A 13,647-nucleotide genomic window follows, 5' to 3' on the forward strand; every position below is an offset into this window, starting at 1 on the left:
CAAGAGAACCGACAAATTCATCGTAAAGAGGCGAGGAGGTAAATAAATGCCGCGGTCCTTAAAGAAAGGCCCTTTTGTGGACGAGAAGCTCATGAAGAAGGTGACGCAGATGCTCGATGCCGGGGAAAAGAAGATCATCAAGACATGGTCCCGGAGGTCCACGATAATTCCTGAGTTTATCGGGTTCACCTTTGCTGTTCATAACGGGAAAAAATTTATCCCTGTCTATGTCACGGAGAATATGATAGGCCATAAATTAGGTGAATTTTCACCCACGAGAACTTTTAAGGGGCATGCAACGAAAGGTTAAATTATGGAGTCAAGAGCTATACTGAAATACGCAAAGATAACACCGCGAAAGGCGAGAAGGGTTGTGGATCTTGTGAGAGGTAAGAAGGCGGGAGATGCCCTTATCGCCCTGAGGTTCATGCCCTATAGGGGAGCAGACTTCATAGAAAAGATCTTGAAGTCTGCCATGTCGAATGCCGAACAGAAGAAGGTTGTCAATCCTGAGGAAATGGTGATAGCAGAGGCGTATGTTGACCAGGGGCCGGTCATGAAGCGGATGGAGCCGAGATCGATGGGCAGGGCCAATGTCATCAGGAAGAGATTATCTCACATAACGCTCGTTTTGTCCGAGAAAAATTAATATTGGGAGGTTGACCTTGGGCCAGAAGACACATCCGATAGGGAATAGATTAGGGATCATAAAGACATGGGAATCCCGGTGGTACTTGAAAAGGGGTTATGCCGACCAGCTGATCGAAGATCTCAATGTGAGAAAGACCATAAAACAGAAACTCTTCCATGCGGGGGTATCACGGATCGAGATAGAAAGGGCAGGCCAGAGGGTGAGGCTCATCATCCATACGGCAAGGCCCGGGATCATCATCGGCAAGAAGGGTGCTGAGGTCGAAAAACTGAGGAAGGAAGTGGAGGCCCTGACAGGACGGGAGACCGCCATAGATATAAAGGAGATAAGAAAGCCTGAGGTCGACGCGCAGCTTGTTGCCGAAAATATCGCGTTGCAGCTTGAAAAGCGGGTATCCTTCAGGCGGGCGATGAAAAAGGCGGTTGCCTCGGCGCTGAGGTTCGGGGCCCTCGGTATAAGGGTTGCCTGTTCCGGCAGGCTCGCCGGCGCTGAAATCGCGAGGACAGAGTGGTACAGGGAAGGAAGGGTTCCGCTCCATACGTTCAGGGCTGATATCGATTATGGGTTTTCGGAGGCACGGACGACATACGGAGCGATCGGAATTAAGGTCTGGATTTACAACGGTGACATACTTCCTGAGCCTCAGAGGGCCAGCGAAGTTCAGGCGGTTGCGTAGCCTGCCCTGCAATGAGGTGATCGAAAGATGTTGATGCCCAAGAAGGTCAAATTCAGGAAGATGCAAAAGGGAAATATGAACGGTAAGGCCTACCGGGGTGCGGATGTTTCCTTCGGTGAATTCGGGTTAAAGGCCCTCGAGCCGGGATGGATTACCTCACGGCAGATAGAGGCTGCGAGAATAGCCATTACACGGCATGTGAAGAGGGGGTGCAAGGTCTGGATAAGGATATTCCCGGACAAGCCGATAACGAAGAAACCTGCCGAAACGAGAATGGGGAAAGGCAAAGGGTCGCCTGAGTATTGGGTGGCTGTGGTGAGGCCCGGCAGGGTACTCTATGAGATGTCGGGTGTGACCCAGGAAGTTGCGAAGGCGGCATTCAGGCTTGCAGCGCATAAACTTCCCATCGCGACCAAATTCGTCAGCAGGGAGGAGATTGCAACATGAAGCCGTCCGCATTGCGAGAATTGACGATCGATGAACTCAGGCAGAAGGATCAGGATCTGAGAAGGGAGCTCTTTAACCTGAGGTTTCGCCTCGCCACGGGCGAAGTGGAAAACCCGATGCGTATTCGTGCCGTGCGAAAGGACATAGCAAGAGTTTTAACGGTGATAGCGGCAAGACAGAAGACCGAACAGGGTCTCACTGGGCGCTGAGAGAGGTAGGGAATGCCAAAGAAAATTTATACGGGTAAGGTTGTGAGCGACAAGATGGAGAAGACCGTAGTGGTGGCGGTCACGCGTCTCTATCAACACCCTGTCTATAGGAAGACGGTGAAACAGGTCACGAAATTCAAGGTCCATGACGGGGAGAAAAAGTGCAAGGCAGGGGATACGGTATCCATCATCGAAACCAGGCCGTTGAGCAAAGAGGAGAGATGGGCGGTTCTGGAGATAATAGAAAAGGGTTAAGGAGTGAATTGCGATGATTCAACCAAGGAGCATGCTCGATGTGGCGGACAATTCGGGTGCAAAGAAGGTCCAGTGCATAAAAGTCATGGGAGGCTTCCATAAAAGGTATGCGAGGCTTGGCGATATCGTGGTAGTGAGTGTGAAAGAAGCGATTCCCGACAGCAATATCAAGAAGGGCGAAAAGGCAAAGGCCGTTGTCGTGAGGACGAAGAAGGAACACCGGAGACCTGACGGTACCTATATCAGGTTTGATCAGAATGCCGTAGTGCTCATTAACGCGCAGAATGAACCGATAGGCACGAGGATATTCGGACCCGTGGCGCGCGAGCTGAGGTGGAAGGAATTTATGAAGATCATTTCGTTGGCCCCAGAGGTTCTTTAGGAGGTTTCCATGGGCTTAGCAATCAAGAGACAGGATACCGTACAGGTAGTCGCCGGCAAGGAGAGGGGCAAGAAAGGCCGCGTTCTTTCGGTGATGCCCGCGAAAGATCAGCTCATTATCGAGAAGGTCAATGTCATCAAACGCCACATGAAACCGAGCAAGAAGTATTCCCAGGGCGGAATCATCGAAAAAGAGGCGCCCATTCATATATCCAATGTGATGCTCATCTGTCCGAAATGTGACAAGGCCACGCGCATCGCCAATGTTGTGCTCGAAGGCGGCAAGAAGGTGAGGGCATGCAAGAAATGTAAGGAGGTCATTGACCAGTAATGGTTCCGAGATTGAAGGAAAGGTACGGCAAGGATGTGGTACCGGCACTCATGAAAGAGTTTTCCTACGGCAATATCATGGAAGTCCCGAGACTGCAGAAAATCGTGATCAATGTCGGTCTCGGAGAGGCGATACAAAATATTAAGCTCCTGGACGCCGCCCAAAAGGAACTCTCGATGATTACGGGGCAGAAGGCTGTTCAGACGAAGGCAAAGAAATCCATCGCAGGATTCAAGCTGAGAGAGGGGATGCCCATAGGGTGCAAGGTGACCTTGAGAGGAGACAGGATGTATGAATTTCTTGACAGGCTTATCAGTGTCGCCCTTCCGAGGATACGAGATTTTAAGGGCGTTTCCGGCAAGGCCTTTGACGGGAAAGGTAACTATGCCCTCGGCATAAAGGAGCAGTTTATTTTCCCGGAGATCGATTATGACAAAGTTGAGATGGTGCACGGAATGGACGTCATCATGTGCACTACGGCGAAGACGGATGCGGAGAGCAAGGCTCTTTTACGGCATCTCGGCATGCCTTTCAGGAAATAAGCGCTTTCTATAAACGGTGCCTATGAAGTCCGAGACTTCATAGGGGCAGAGGTGATGATGGCTAAAAAGTGCATGATAGAAAAGGTTAAGAGAGAACCGAAGTTTGCGGTAAGGGCCTATAACAGGTGCAGGGTCTGCGGAAGACCGAGGGCCTTCCTCCGAAAGTTCGGGATGTGCAGAATCTGTTTCAGAACGCTCGCGCTCCGGGGACAGATCCCGGGCGTGACGAAATCAAGCTGGTAGAGGTGAACGGATGTTAACTGACCCCATCGCAGACATGCTCACGAGAATACGGAATGCTGCACTGATAAGGGCTGAGAAGGTTGATGTCCCGGCCTCAAGGATCAAGCTCGAGATAGCCAAGATCCTCAAGGAAGAAGGATTCATCAGGGCATATAAGATATTAAAGGACAAGAAGCAGGGGATTCTCAGGTTGACCCTAAAGTATGTCGAAAACGAGAATGTGATCTCTGGGTTGAAAAGAGTGTCCAAACCGGGGCGAAGGGTATATGTGGGGAGCAAAGAGATTCCGCGCGTCATGGGAGGGGTCGGCATCGCTATCCTCACGACGCCCACAGGAATTCTGAGCGATAAGTCTTGCCGCCATTCGGGAATCGGCGGCGAGGTAATCTGTTACGTCTGGTAAGGAGAGGATGAAGCATGTCGAGGATCGGTAAGAAACCTATAGATATACCCGGAGGGGTGAACGTCACGCTGGCCGGGAACGCGATCAGGGTGAAGGGGCCAAAGGGGGAGATGAACTGGGTTTATCCCGAGCGAATTACGGTCGAGCTCAGTGAAGGTAAGCTCCTCGTGAACAGGTCTGGCGATCTGAAGGAAGAGAGGTCATTGCACGGACTTTCGAGAAGCCTGATCGCAAACATGGTTACCGGGGTTTCTCAGGGATACGAGAGGGTTCTCGAAATCTCGGGTGTCGGCTATAGGGCACAGGTTCAGGGGAACAAGATATCGCTCACTCTCGGATATTCTCATCCCGTGGAATATCACCTTCCCGAAGGCGTCAGTGCGGCCGTGGATCAGAAACAGACGACGATTACCCTCAGGGGAATAGACAAACAGCTGCTTGGTCAGATCGCAGCCAATCTCAGAGCCTTACGGCCCCCGGATATTTATAAAGGCAAGGGAATTCGTTATGCGGGTCAGCGCTTGAAGCTTAAGGTCGGTAAGGCCGGAAAGAAATAGAGACGAGGAGGTAGGAGGTTGGCTGAAGATACGCGAAAGGGAAGAGAAAGGCGCCATCAAAGGATACGAAAGAGGGTTTTGGGGACGGTTGAAAGACCGAGACTCTCCGTTTATAGAAGCCTCAGTCAGATGTATGCACAGGTCATTGATGACTCCAAAGGGGAGACACTCGTAGCAGCTTCGACCCTCGAGGCGGAGATTAAGCCCCTGAAGGGACACAAAGGGAACGTGGGAACGGCAAAGAAGGTCGGGGAGTTGATAGCGAAGAAGGCCTTGACCAAAGGAATAAAGAAGGTTGTTTTTGACAGGGGTGGCTACCTCTACCACGGAAGAGTCAAGGCGTTCGCTGATGCGGCGAGGGAAGCAGGACTGGAGTTTTAGCCGTTGTTGTTTTTTTGGGGAGTTGTCGGTTCTTGGCTGACAACCTGCAACTTATTACGATAGCTTTGTAAGGAGGTATGGTGGCAAGGATTGACCCAGACGGGCTGACACTGAAAGACAGGGTAGTGTATATCAACAGAGTAGCTAAGGTTGTGAAGGGAGGGAGAAGGTTCTCCTTCAGCGCCCTTGTTGTGGTCGGTGACGGCGGCGGAGTCGTCGGGATAGGAAAAGGGAAGGCAGCTGAAGTCCCCGAAGCCATCCGCAAGGCTGTGGAGCAGGCGAAGAAATCCCTCATGAAATTCCCTATTAAAGAGGGGACGATACCACACAGGATAATAGGCAGATACGGGGCCGGCTCTGTCGTCATGAACCCTGCAGTGAAAGGCACCGGGCTTATAGCCGGGGGTGCCGTCAGGGCGATCCTGGAGGTTGCGGGAATACAGGATATAGTCGCCAAGTCCCTCGGAGGGCATAATCCATTTAATACAGTCAAGGCCACGCTTGACGGCCTATCGAATCTGAAAGACCCGGGCGTTGTAACAAAACTCAGGAAGAGGGGCGAAGAAGAGCAGGATAATCAAGAGGTAAAGGAATAGGGGATCGTCATGAGAATCGAAGATTTGAAACCTGCGGAGGGCAGCAAAAAGCGGTGTAAACGCGTCGGAAGGGGTGTTGGTTCCGGACACGGCAAAACTTCCTGCAAGGGGCATAAAGGTCAGAAAGCGAGATCGGGCGGCACAAAGGGAAAGAGGGCTGGTTTCGAGGGAGGACAGATGCCGATGCAGAGGAGGCTCCCGAAGAGGGGGTTCAAGAATTATCCTTTTTCCAGGGAGTATGCGACCGTCAATTTCAGAGACCTTGCGAAAATAGAGGGCATAGCGGTAATAACCCCGGAGATTATATTTCAGGCCGGCATCCTGAAGGACATGAAGGACGGACTCAAGGTCCTCAGCGGAGGCGAAATGACGAGACCGCTGACGATCAGGGCGAACGCCTTCAGTGCGGCTGCGTTAAGTAAGATAACCGGGGCCGGCGGCAAGGCTGAGGTGATCTGATTGCGAATTATCACGGTCTTCCAGAATATCTTTAAGATAGCCGAACTGAAGAGCAGGGTGCTCTTCACCCTTGGTCTCCTGGCGGTATACCGAATAGGAGCTCACATCCCGACTCCGGGCATCAACGGAGAGGAACTGAGCAAGTTCCTTACGGAAAAGGGCGGGGCCCTGATGGGCTTCTTCGACATGTTCTCGGGAGGCGCGCTGTCCAGGGTGACTATATTCGCCCTCGGAATCATGCCCTACATCAGCGCTTCGATCATCCTTCAGCTTCTCACGGTCGTCATACCGGCCATCGGGAAGATGGCTAAGGAAGGCGAGGCCGGAAGGAAGAAGATCATTAAGTATACGAGGTACGGTACGGTCGTCATCAGTGCGATACAATCCTTCGGAATAGCCGTCGGACTCGAAGGGATGTCTCAGGGGGCATTTATCCAGAATCCGGGCTGGTCCTTTCGGCTCCTGACGATGATAACGCTCACGTCAGGCACCGCATTCATCATGTGGCTCGGTGAACAGATTACCGAGAGGGGCATAGGAAACGGAATATCCCTCATCATATTTGCCGGCATCGTGGCGAGATTCCCTAACGCCGTCATCAGCACCTTTAGGCTGGTTCAGGCGAACGAACTCTCCCTCTTCTTCGTCGTCTTTCTCTTGATCATGATGATCGCCGTTGTCGGTGCGATCGTTTTCATAGAGCGGGGACAGAGAAAGATACCCGTTCAGTATGCAAAGAGGGTGGTCGGCAGGAAGGTATACGGAGGACAAAGCACCCATCTGCCCCTGAAAATAAACACATCCGGGGTGATTCCTCCCATCTTTGCTTCTTCGATCATCATGTTTCCTGCAACCGTTGCAGGGTTTATACCCATACCCTGGGTGCAGAGCGTGGCACGGCAACTCTCTCCTGGGACCATGTTCTATACCTTGCTCTATGTCGGGATGATTTTCTTCTTCAGTTATTTTTATACCGCTATTATCTTCAATCCCGTCGACATCGCCGATAATCTCAAGAAATATGGCGGATACATCCCCGGCATACGTCCCGGCCAGAAGACATCCGAGTACATCTACAAGGTTCTTTCGAGGCTGACCTTTGTAGGTGCCATATACCTGGCCGTCATCTGCGTTCTCCCCGAATTCCTGATAAGGAAATTCAATGTGCCCTTTTATTTCGGCGGCACATCTCTGTTAATTGTCGTCGGTGTTGCTCTCGACACGGTCTCACAGATAGAGTCCCACCTCCTGACGAGGTCTTATGAAGGATTCCTCAAGAAGGGCAGGATCAAGGGGAGGAGATGAGAGCGATGTTCAGCGGGGTTGCCCTGATTGGCTGATTTGTTTTGCCTTCGGACCGCTCCGGAGGGGCTCTTTGAAAATGATAGTGATGCTTCCGGCTTCGGCGCAAGAGGATGATCATCATAAAGTCTCCTGAGGAGATCGATAGGATGGCCGAGGCGTGCCGCGTTGTGGCCGAGACCCTTAACGCCCTGAGAGAGATTGTCAAACCCGGCATCTCGACGAAGGAGATGGAGAGATTTGCAGAGGAAATGGTGGTAGCAAGGGGTGGAACGCTTGCGTTTAAGGGGTATAGGGGCTACCCGGCCGGGATATGTGCCTCTGTAAACAGTCAGGTCGTTCACGGCATACCGTCGTCGCTGGCGGTGAAAGAGGGAGATATCATAAGCATCGATCTGGGGGTATTCATGAACGGGTTTTATGGTGACGGAGCCGTCACCCTGGCGGTCGGCAAGATAAGCAGAGAGGCGGAAAGGCTCATCACCGTAACGGAAGAAGCCCTTTATTTCGGTATCGCGAAAGCGAAGCCGGGGAACCGGGTCTCGGATATATCATATGCCATCCAGAGACATGTAGAGAAAAACGGTTTTTCGGTTGTAAGGACATTTGTCGGCCACGGGATAGGGAGATCATTGCATGAAGAGCCGCAGGTTCCCAATTATGGCGGTCCCGGACAAGGGCCGAGGCTGAAGGAAGGGATGACCTTCGCTGTAGAGCCGATGGTGAATGAAGGCAGATATGAGGTTAGGGTCCTCGATGACGGATGGACGGCGGTGACCTCGGACGGCAGCCTCTCGGCGCATTTCGAACATACGATAGCCATCACTGAGAATGGCCCGAGAATATTGACTAGAATAGAATAATTTCATTAAAATAGATACTTTATGGCAAAAGAAGAGAATATAGAGGTTCAGGGTACGATCGTTGAAACGTTGCCAAATGCGATGTTCAGGGTTGAACTCGAGAACGGGAAAGTCATTCTCGCATATGTGTCGGGCAAGATGAGGATGCACTTTATCAAGATACTGCCCGGGGATAAGGTCACGATCGAACTCTCTCCCTATGACCTTACAAAAGGTAGGATAACATACAGATTCAAATAAAAGAGCGGGAGATCGCAGTCGCCGGAACGATATATATTCAATAGCAGCCGGCAATGTGCAGATACTCGTTAGCTGAAAGGGAGCAGAAACATGAAGGTGAGATCGTCGGTAAAGCCCATATGTTCAAAGTGCAAGATTGTGAAAAGGCGGGGAGTCGTCAGGGTGATCTGTGAGAACCCTCGCCACAAACAGAGGCAGGGATAGGAGGAAGCGATGGCGAGGATCGCGGGTGTTGATTTACCAAAGAACGAGCGCGTTGAGATAGGGCTGACGAGAATTTTCGGTATCGGCAGGTCCCTTTCTCAGAAGATACTCGGCGAGACCGGGATCAGTCCTGATGTCAGGGTCAAGGAACTGAAAGATGATGATATTGTGAAAATAAGGAACGTCATTGACCGGGACTTCAAGGTTGAGGGTGACCTGAGGCGAGACATAGCCATGGGCATAAAGAGGCTTACGGATATCGGCTGTTACCGCGGGGTTAGACACCGCCTCGGATTGCCTCTCCGGGGGCAGAGGACAAAGACAAACGCCCGCACACGGAAGGGGCCGAGGAAGACTATTATGGGCAAGAAGAAGGAGGCTTAATATATGGCGCAGAGAAAAAAGACCGCTAAAAGAGAGAAGAAAAGTATCAGCGTAGGCGCGGCCCATATTCAGGCGACTTTCAATAATACGATCGTCACCATCACCGACCAGACCGGCGGGGTGGTTACGTGGTCGAGTTCCGGAAGCCTCGGGTTCAAGGGGTCGAGAAAGGGGACGCCCTATGCAGCGCAGATGGCTGCGGAGGCAGCAGCGAAAAAGGCCATCGATATGGGCATGAAGCAACTGGACGTCTTTGTTAAGGGTCCGGGCGCGGGAAGGGAGTCTGCGATAAGGGCGTTACAGGCGGCAGGTCTGGACATTAACCTCATAAAGGATGTGACGCCGGTTCCCCATAATGGATGCAGACCCCCAAAGAGAAGGAGGGTGTAAGTGTCGAGATATATCGGACCAGTATGCAGAATGTGCCGGAGAGCGGGCGAGAAGCTCTATTTTAAGGGAGACCGGTGCTACACGGAAAAATGCGGTGTGGAGAGAAGAAAATATCCCCCGGGGCAGCACGGTCAGGGCCGTGCGAAACTCTCCGACTACGGGGTGCAGCTCATGGAAAAGCAGAAAGTGAGAAAGCCCTACGGTCTCGTCGAGAGGCAGTTCAGGAAATATTTCCACGAAGCGGAGAGGCGCAAGGGGGTAACCGGTGAGGTATTATTGCAGCTTCTCGAATGTCGCCTTGATAATGTGGCTCACAGAATGGGATTCGCAGCCAACAGGAGGCAGGCGAGGCAGTTCATAACCCACGGGCACTTCCTCGTTAACGGCAGACCGGTGAACATCCCCTCCTATATTGTGAAAGCCCAGGACACCATAGAAATCAGGGAGTCAAGCAGGTCTATCCCTTTCATTCAGGAGAGCCTCGAGAAGGTCGGCCACCGCGGAATTCCGGCCTGGATCGAGATGGACTTTGCCAATTTCAGAGGTAAGGTTCTCCACGTCCCGTTGAGGGAAGAGATACAGCTTCCTGTAAAAGAGCAGCTCATTGTTGAGCTTTATTCGAAATAGGAATCATAGTAATTTTGAGGCAGAGGAGGCCTAATGGATTTAAGGAAAAAAGGCTTTCAATTACCCGATAAGATTCGGTTTGACGAAGAGACTCTCACCGATACTTACGGAAAACTCGTTGCAGAGCCCTTTGAGCGGGGCTTCGGCATCACCATCGGCAACGCGCTGAGGAGGGTCCTTCTCTCTTCGATAGAGGGTGCTGCTGTTACCGCCGTCAAGATGCGGGGAGCCCTGCATGAGTTTTCGAGTCTGACAGGAATCAAAGACGATGTTCTGGACATCATCCTGAACATCAAGAAGCTGAGATTTAAGATGCACGGGGACGGTAAGAAGGTGGTCACTGTCAAGGTGAACGGACCGAGGGAAGTGAAGGGCAGCGACCTGCACCTCGATTCAGGGATAGAGATCCTCAACCCGGATCTTAGCATTACGACTCTCGACAAGGGTACCGTCTTCGATGCCGAGCTCCTTATCCGGAAAGGGAAAGGGTATGTCCCGGCAGAACTCAACAAGGAAGAAGGTCTCCCGATTGATATGCTTGCGATAGACTCTGTCTTCAGCCCTATCCAGAAGGTCAACGTTACCGTCGAAAAGGCGAGGGTCGGAAGGGCGACCGATTATGACAGACTCGTGGTAGAGATATGGACGGACGGGGGGATAAATCCCCAGAACGCTATCTCCCAGGCGGCCTCTATCATTATGGATTACATGGACTTTTTTATCTTTGAAGAGGCGGAAGAAGGCGAGGAATTTGAGGCCGGTGAAAGTTCCGCGATGGCTATGGCGTCAGGAGTCGGTGATCCTGCAGTCAATGAGAATCTCTCGAAGAGCGTCGATGAACTCGAGCTTTCCGTCCGCGCGTCGAATTGCCTGAAGAATGCCCAGATAAAGACGATTTCAGAACTGGTTCAGAAGACTGAGCATGAGATGCTGAAGACAAAGAATTTCGGACGCAAGTCCCTTAACGAGATTAAGGAAGTGCTTCATTCCATGGGGCTGCGCCTCGGCATGAGGCTCGATCTGGATTCACTGAAATAACGATATGCAGGTTGGTGGAGGTAGAGACAGGCATGCGACATAGAGTTTCCGGCAGATTATTCGGGAGGACGGCAAATCAGAGGAAGGCGCTCTTGAAAGGCCTTATGGCCTCCTTGTTTGAGCATCAGCGGATAGAGACGACCCTCGCGAAAGCCAAAGAAGTGAAGAAACTGGCAGAAAGGGTCGTGACCTTGGGGATACGGGGAGACCTTCATGCGAAACGCGTAGCCCTTTCTCAAGTCCCGAACAGAAGCGCCATCGCAAAACTGTTCAATGAGATAGCGCCGAGATTTTCCGGGAGGAACGGAGGATATCTCAGACTGGTTCAGACAAGAACCAGGGTGAATGACGGTGCGCCGATGGCGGTCCTTGAGTTTATCGATTATGAGGAGATAAGGTCAAAGAAAGAGGAACCGAAGAAGGAAGAGCCGAAGAAGGCGGAATCGAAGGCTAAGGCGGAATCGAAGCCAACAGAAGCAAAGGAAAAGAAACCGGCGAGGGCCAGGAAGAAGAAAGAAGGTGAGTGATCTTTGGCTCATACTGGGAGTAATCGTCGCCTGGCTCATTCTCCAGTATCTCGTCTTTCCCAGGCTGGGGCTCCCGACGTGAGGGGTCAACGAGAAGGGGTCGGCGACCTCGAAAAAGAAATGTTAAGATACTGAACGACTGCTCTCGATTTTCAGCTTCGTTTCCTTCCTGGTAACCAATTTTTCTATCGATAGGTTTTTTTTACGGAGTTCGTTCATGAAGAAAAAAGTTCTCATGACAGTAAAGGAAAGCGGCCTGGCTTCCCTTTCGTTCCGGAGATGATCTGCGAAAGATTCGCTTTCCGGATATCCTATCGATCCGTTCCTTGATCTTTCTCTTCGGTGCCCGTTCTTTCCTGTTTCTGAGGTGAGGACGTTTTTCCTCTTCTCAGCCGTTCGCTGATGCGTTCCACGATCACATAGAATACCGGCACGAACGGGATGGCGAGAAGGGTCGAAGAGATCATGCCGCCAAAAACGACGGTGCCGATCGATCGCTGGCTGGCGGAGCCCGCCCCGAAGGCGAAGACGAGCGGCACAACCCCCAATATAAAGGCAAAAGAGGTCATCACGATCGGCCGGAATCTCCGGCGAGTCGCCTCAATAGCCGCCTCGGGAATGCTCATCCCCCCATGGTGCAGATCGCGTGCGAATTCCACGATCAGGATCGCGTTCTTGCTCGAGAGTGCGATCATGAGCACCAGGCCGACCTGCGTAAAAAGGTTGTTGTCATATCCCCGCAGGAGGAGGGCCAGCAGGACCCCGGTAAGCGCCATCGGGACAACGAGTACGATAGCCGCAGGTGATGTCCAGCTCTCATATAGGGCTGCCAGCACCAGGTATACGAGGATGATGGAGAGGGCATAAATGAAGTAAGCCTGTTTGCCGACCTTTTTTTCCTGGTAACTGGAGGTAGTCCAGTCGTATGAGATCCCCTCGGGTAATTTTTGAGTGGCCATCTGTTCCATGGTAGTGAGGGCCTGGCCGGAACTGAATCCGGGTGCCGCGGAGCCGTAAATGGCTGCAGCAGGATAGAGATTGTAGCGTGTTATCAATTCAGCCCCGAACAACGGCTTCACATCAAGCAGGGCACCCATCGGTACCATCTCGCCCCGGGAATTTCCGACATACAAATTCTTTATGTCCTCAGGCTGGAGTCGGTAGCGGTCGTCAGCCTGGACGTACACCTGAAATACCTGGTTGTATCTATTGAAGAGGTTTACGAACGACGAGCCGAGATATGCCCTGAGCGTATCAAATACATTCGATACGGGTACCTGCAGCGACTCTGCCTTCGTCCGGTCGATGTTCAAATAGAGCTGCGGGTTGCCGATGCTGAATGTGGTCTGAAGCCCCCCTAAGCTAGGGTGCGAATTCCCCGCTTGGACGAGTTCATCCGTTGAGCGCTTGAGCTGATCGAGACCCAGACTGGTCCGGTCTTCCACCATCATCTGAAAGCCCCCTGTCTGGCCCAGTCCGCGGATCGGGGGGGGGATCACCGCAAAGGCGAGTGCGTCCTCGATGCCTCCGAGCTGACGGTTTATGTTCGAGATAATGACGTCCTGGCTCAAGGCCGAGCCTCGTACGCCCCAGTCCTTGTAAGCGAAGAACGTGGACGAGACATTCGGGACGTTAGCGAAGTCAAGGACCGAGAAGCCGCCTATGGTCACCCAGGTGGCGATCCCGGGAGTCTTTCTCAAGATGTCGTTGACCTTGTAAGCCACCCGCTGCAGCCTCGGCTGTGATGAGCCCGGAGGCAGTATCGTCACGAGAATGGCATAGCCCTGATCCTCTGTCGGGAGAAACCCTGTCGGCCTGCTCAGGAAGATCAGGAAGGACGCCGTGATGATGACAGAAAAGATGATCACAAAGAGGACCGCCCGCTTCACCATAAAGGTGACGAGAGTGACATAACCGTTTGTCATCGCCTGAAATGTCTT

At 52.2% G+C, this 13,647-nt stretch carries 25 protein-coding genes; 24 read left to right on the forward strand and 1 reads right to left on the reverse strand.

The annotated features are described in order from the left end of the window. The first annotated feature begins 46 nt into the window (after positions 1-46). The 24 genes from rpsS (at position 47) to rplQ (ending at position 11,707) form a co-directional block, all read left to right on the forward strand. A complete protein-coding gene (rpsS, locus tag VEI96_11820; GenBank protein HXX58681.1) occupies positions 47-310 on the forward strand; it encodes a 30S ribosomal protein S19 in 264 nt (87 codons plus the stop codon). Between the two features lie 3 nt (positions 311-313). Then, positions 314-649 (forward strand): 50S ribosomal protein L22, encoded by a 336-nt coding sequence (rplV, locus tag VEI96_11825; protein ID HXX58682.1) that lies wholly within the window; start codon positions 314-316, stop codon positions 647-649. A gap of 16 nt (positions 650-665) precedes the next feature. Then, positions 666-1,328: a 30S ribosomal protein S3 gene (gene rpsC, locus VEI96_11830; GenBank protein HXX58683.1), complete on the forward strand. Its 663-nt coding sequence runs from the start codon at positions 666-668 to the stop codon at positions 1,326-1,328. Between the two features lie 27 nt (positions 1,329-1,355). After that, positions 1,356-1,775 (forward strand): 50S ribosomal protein L16, encoded by a 420-nt coding sequence (gene rplP / locus VEI96_11835; protein HXX58684.1) that lies wholly within the window; start codon positions 1,356-1,358, stop codon positions 1,773-1,775. Next, a complete protein-coding gene (gene rpmC, locus VEI96_11840; protein HXX58685.1) occupies positions 1,772-1,984 on the forward strand; it encodes a 50S ribosomal protein L29 in 213 nt (70 codons plus the stop codon). Before rplP ends, rpmC begins: the two co-directional genes overlap by 4 nt. Positions 1,985-1,996: 12 nt before the next feature. Further along, positions 1,997-2,239 (forward strand): 30S ribosomal protein S17, encoded by a 243-nt coding sequence (rpsQ, locus tag VEI96_11845; protein HXX58686.1) that lies wholly within the window; start codon positions 1,997-1,999, stop codon positions 2,237-2,239. 13 nt (positions 2,240-2,252) lie between these two features. After that, a complete protein-coding gene (gene rplN, locus VEI96_11850; GenBank protein ID HXX58687.1) occupies positions 2,253-2,621 on the forward strand; it encodes a 50S ribosomal protein L14 in 369 nt (122 codons plus the stop codon). Between the two features lie 9 nt (positions 2,622-2,630). Continuing rightward, the gene (rplX, locus tag VEI96_11855; protein ID HXX58688.1) at positions 2,631-2,951 is read left to right on the forward strand and encodes a 50S ribosomal protein L24; all 321 of its coding nucleotides are present in this window, start codon (positions 2,631-2,633) and stop codon (positions 2,949-2,951) included. Further along, on the forward strand, positions 2,951-3,493 hold the full coding sequence (gene rplE, locus VEI96_11860; GenBank protein ID HXX58689.1) for a 50S ribosomal protein L5: 543 nt from the start codon (positions 2,951-2,953) through the stop codon (positions 3,491-3,493). Before rplX ends, rplE begins: the two co-directional genes overlap by 1 nt. Before the next feature lie 57 nt (positions 3,494-3,550). Further along, complete coding sequence (locus VEI96_11865; protein ID HXX58690.1) at positions 3,551-3,736, forward strand: type Z 30S ribosomal protein S14; 186 nt, start codon at positions 3,551-3,553, stop codon at positions 3,734-3,736. Positions 3,737-3,746: 10 nt separating this feature from the next. Further along, positions 3,747-4,139, forward strand: a complete 393-nt coding sequence (rpsH, locus tag VEI96_11870) for a 30S ribosomal protein S8 (protein ID HXX58691.1) — start codon at positions 3,747-3,749, stop codon at positions 4,137-4,139. 14 nt (positions 4,140-4,153) lie between these two features. Next, on the forward strand, positions 4,154-4,696 hold the full coding sequence (gene rplF, locus VEI96_11875) for a 50S ribosomal protein L6 (protein HXX58692.1): 543 nt from the start codon (positions 4,154-4,156) through the stop codon (positions 4,694-4,696). Positions 4,697-4,714: 18 nt separating this feature from the next. Then, a complete protein-coding gene (gene rplR / locus VEI96_11880) occupies positions 4,715-5,077 on the forward strand; it encodes a 50S ribosomal protein L18 (GenBank protein ID HXX58693.1) in 363 nt (120 codons plus the stop codon). A gap of 80 nt (positions 5,078-5,157) precedes the next feature. Further along, positions 5,158-5,673, forward strand: a complete 516-nt coding sequence (gene rpsE / locus VEI96_11885) for a 30S ribosomal protein S5 (protein HXX58694.1) — start codon at positions 5,158-5,160, stop codon at positions 5,671-5,673. Between the two features lie 9 nt (positions 5,674-5,682). Further along, positions 5,683-6,132 (forward strand): 50S ribosomal protein L15, encoded by a 450-nt coding sequence (gene rplO, locus VEI96_11890; GenBank protein ID HXX58695.1) that lies wholly within the window; start codon positions 5,683-5,685, stop codon positions 6,130-6,132. Next, entirely contained in the window at positions 6,133-7,437 is a 1,305-nt protein-coding gene (gene secY, locus VEI96_11895; GenBank protein HXX58696.1) for a preprotein translocase subunit SecY, read from the forward strand. Positions 7,438-7,547: 110 nt separating this feature from the next. Next, a complete protein-coding gene (gene map, locus VEI96_11900; protein HXX58697.1) occupies positions 7,548-8,297 on the forward strand; it encodes a type I methionyl aminopeptidase in 750 nt (249 codons plus the stop codon). A gap of 21 nt (positions 8,298-8,318) precedes the next feature. Next, complete coding sequence (infA, locus tag VEI96_11905; protein HXX58698.1) at positions 8,319-8,537, forward strand: translation initiation factor IF-1; 219 nt, start codon at positions 8,319-8,321, stop codon at positions 8,535-8,537. Between the two features lie 90 nt (positions 8,538-8,627). Then, positions 8,628-8,741 carry a 50S ribosomal protein L36 gene (rpmJ, locus tag VEI96_11910; GenBank protein ID HXX58699.1) on the forward strand — a complete coding sequence of 38 codons (114 nt, stop codon included), beginning with the start codon at positions 8,628-8,630 and terminating at the stop codon, positions 8,739-8,741. 9 nt (positions 8,742-8,750) lie between these two features. After that, positions 8,751-9,125: a 30S ribosomal protein S13 gene (gene rpsM, locus VEI96_11915; protein ID HXX58700.1), complete on the forward strand. Its 375-nt coding sequence runs from the start codon at positions 8,751-8,753 to the stop codon at positions 9,123-9,125. Positions 9,126-9,128: 3 nt separating this feature from the next. Then, on the forward strand, positions 9,129-9,515 hold the full coding sequence (rpsK, locus tag VEI96_11920; protein HXX58701.1) for a 30S ribosomal protein S11: 387 nt from the start codon (positions 9,129-9,131) through the stop codon (positions 9,513-9,515). Then, positions 9,516-10,142, forward strand: coding sequence for a 30S ribosomal protein S4 (gene rpsD / locus VEI96_11925; protein HXX58702.1), 627 nt, complete (start codon positions 9,516-9,518; stop codon positions 10,140-10,142). Between the two features lie 33 nt (positions 10,143-10,175). After that, on the forward strand, positions 10,176-11,180 hold the full coding sequence (locus VEI96_11930; GenBank protein ID HXX58703.1) for a DNA-directed RNA polymerase subunit alpha: 1,005 nt from the start codon (positions 10,176-10,178) through the stop codon (positions 11,178-11,180). A gap of 32 nt (positions 11,181-11,212) precedes the next feature. Next, positions 11,213-11,707, forward strand: coding sequence for a 50S ribosomal protein L17 (rplQ, locus tag VEI96_11935; GenBank protein HXX58704.1), 495 nt, complete (start codon positions 11,213-11,215; stop codon positions 11,705-11,707). A 311-nt stretch (positions 11,708-12,018) separates the two neighbouring features. Here rplQ and VEI96_11940 read toward each other — a convergent pair. Continuing rightward, on the reverse strand, positions 12,019-13,647 hold a 1,629-nt coding region (locus VEI96_11940; protein ID HXX58705.1), incomplete at its 5' end, for an efflux RND transporter permease subunit.

It is taken from the genome of Thermodesulfovibrionales bacterium (assembly GCA_035622735.1).
In the GTDB taxonomy this organism is placed as follows: Bacteria; Nitrospirota; Thermodesulfovibrionia; order Thermodesulfovibrionales; family UBA9159; genus DASPUT01.

What these genes read in the sequence shown, in the direction of transcription:
- rpsM (HXX58700.1), top strand. Translation starts at nt 8,751, where the DNA reads ATGGCGAGGATCGCGGGTGTTGATTTACCAAAGAACGAGCGCGTTGAG.
- rplQ (HXX58704.1), top strand. Translation starts at nt 11,213, where the DNA reads ATGCGACATAGAGTTTCCGGCAGATTATTCGGGAGGACGGCAAATCAG.
- rplX (HXX58688.1), top strand. Translation starts at nt 2,631, where the DNA reads ATGGGCTTAGCAATCAAGAGACAGGATACCGTACAGGTAGTCGCCGGC.
- rpmJ (HXX58699.1), top strand. Translation starts at nt 8,628, where the DNA reads ATGAAGGTGAGATCGTCGGTAAAGCCCATATGTTCAAAGTGCAAGATT.
- VEI96_11930 (HXX58703.1), top strand. Translation starts at nt 10,176, where the DNA reads ATGGATTTAAGGAAAAAAGGCTTTCAATTACCCGATAAGATTCGGTTT.
- rplF (HXX58692.1), top strand. Translation starts at nt 4,154, where the DNA reads ATGTCGAGGATCGGTAAGAAACCTATAGATATACCCGGAGGGGTGAAC.
- rpsS (HXX58681.1), top strand. Translation starts at nt 47, where the DNA reads ATGCCGCGGTCCTTAAAGAAAGGCCCTTTTGTGGACGAGAAGCTCATG.
- rplV (HXX58682.1), top strand. Translation starts at nt 314, where the DNA reads ATGGAGTCAAGAGCTATACTGAAATACGCAAAGATAACACCGCGAAAG.
- rplN (HXX58687.1), top strand. Translation starts at nt 2,253, where the DNA reads ATGATTCAACCAAGGAGCATGCTCGATGTGGCGGACAATTCGGGTGCA.
- rplE (HXX58689.1), top strand. Translation starts at nt 2,951, where the DNA reads ATGGTTCCGAGATTGAAGGAAAGGTACGGCAAGGATGTGGTACCGGCA.
- rplO (HXX58695.1), top strand. Translation starts at nt 5,683, where the DNA reads ATGAGAATCGAAGATTTGAAACCTGCGGAGGGCAGCAAAAAGCGGTGT.
- infA (HXX58698.1), top strand. Translation starts at nt 8,319, where the DNA reads ATGGCAAAAGAAGAGAATATAGAGGTTCAGGGTACGATCGTTGAAACG.
- rplP (HXX58684.1), top strand. Translation starts at nt 1,356, where the DNA reads ATGTTGATGCCCAAGAAGGTCAAATTCAGGAAGATGCAAAAGGGAAAT.
- rpsK (HXX58701.1), top strand. Translation starts at nt 9,129, where the DNA reads ATGGCGCAGAGAAAAAAGACCGCTAAAAGAGAGAAGAAAAGTATCAGC.
- rpmC (HXX58685.1), top strand. Translation starts at nt 1,772, where the DNA reads ATGAAGCCGTCCGCATTGCGAGAATTGACGATCGATGAACTCAGGCAG.
- map (HXX58697.1), top strand. Translation starts at nt 7,548, where the DNA reads ATGATCATCATAAAGTCTCCTGAGGAGATCGATAGGATGGCCGAGGCG.
- rpsQ (HXX58686.1), top strand. Translation starts at nt 1,997, where the DNA reads ATGCCAAAGAAAATTTATACGGGTAAGGTTGTGAGCGACAAGATGGAG.
- rpsH (HXX58691.1), top strand. Translation starts at nt 3,747, where the DNA reads ATGTTAACTGACCCCATCGCAGACATGCTCACGAGAATACGGAATGCT.
- VEI96_11865 (HXX58690.1), top strand. Translation starts at nt 3,551, where the DNA reads ATGGCTAAAAAGTGCATGATAGAAAAGGTTAAGAGAGAACCGAAGTTT.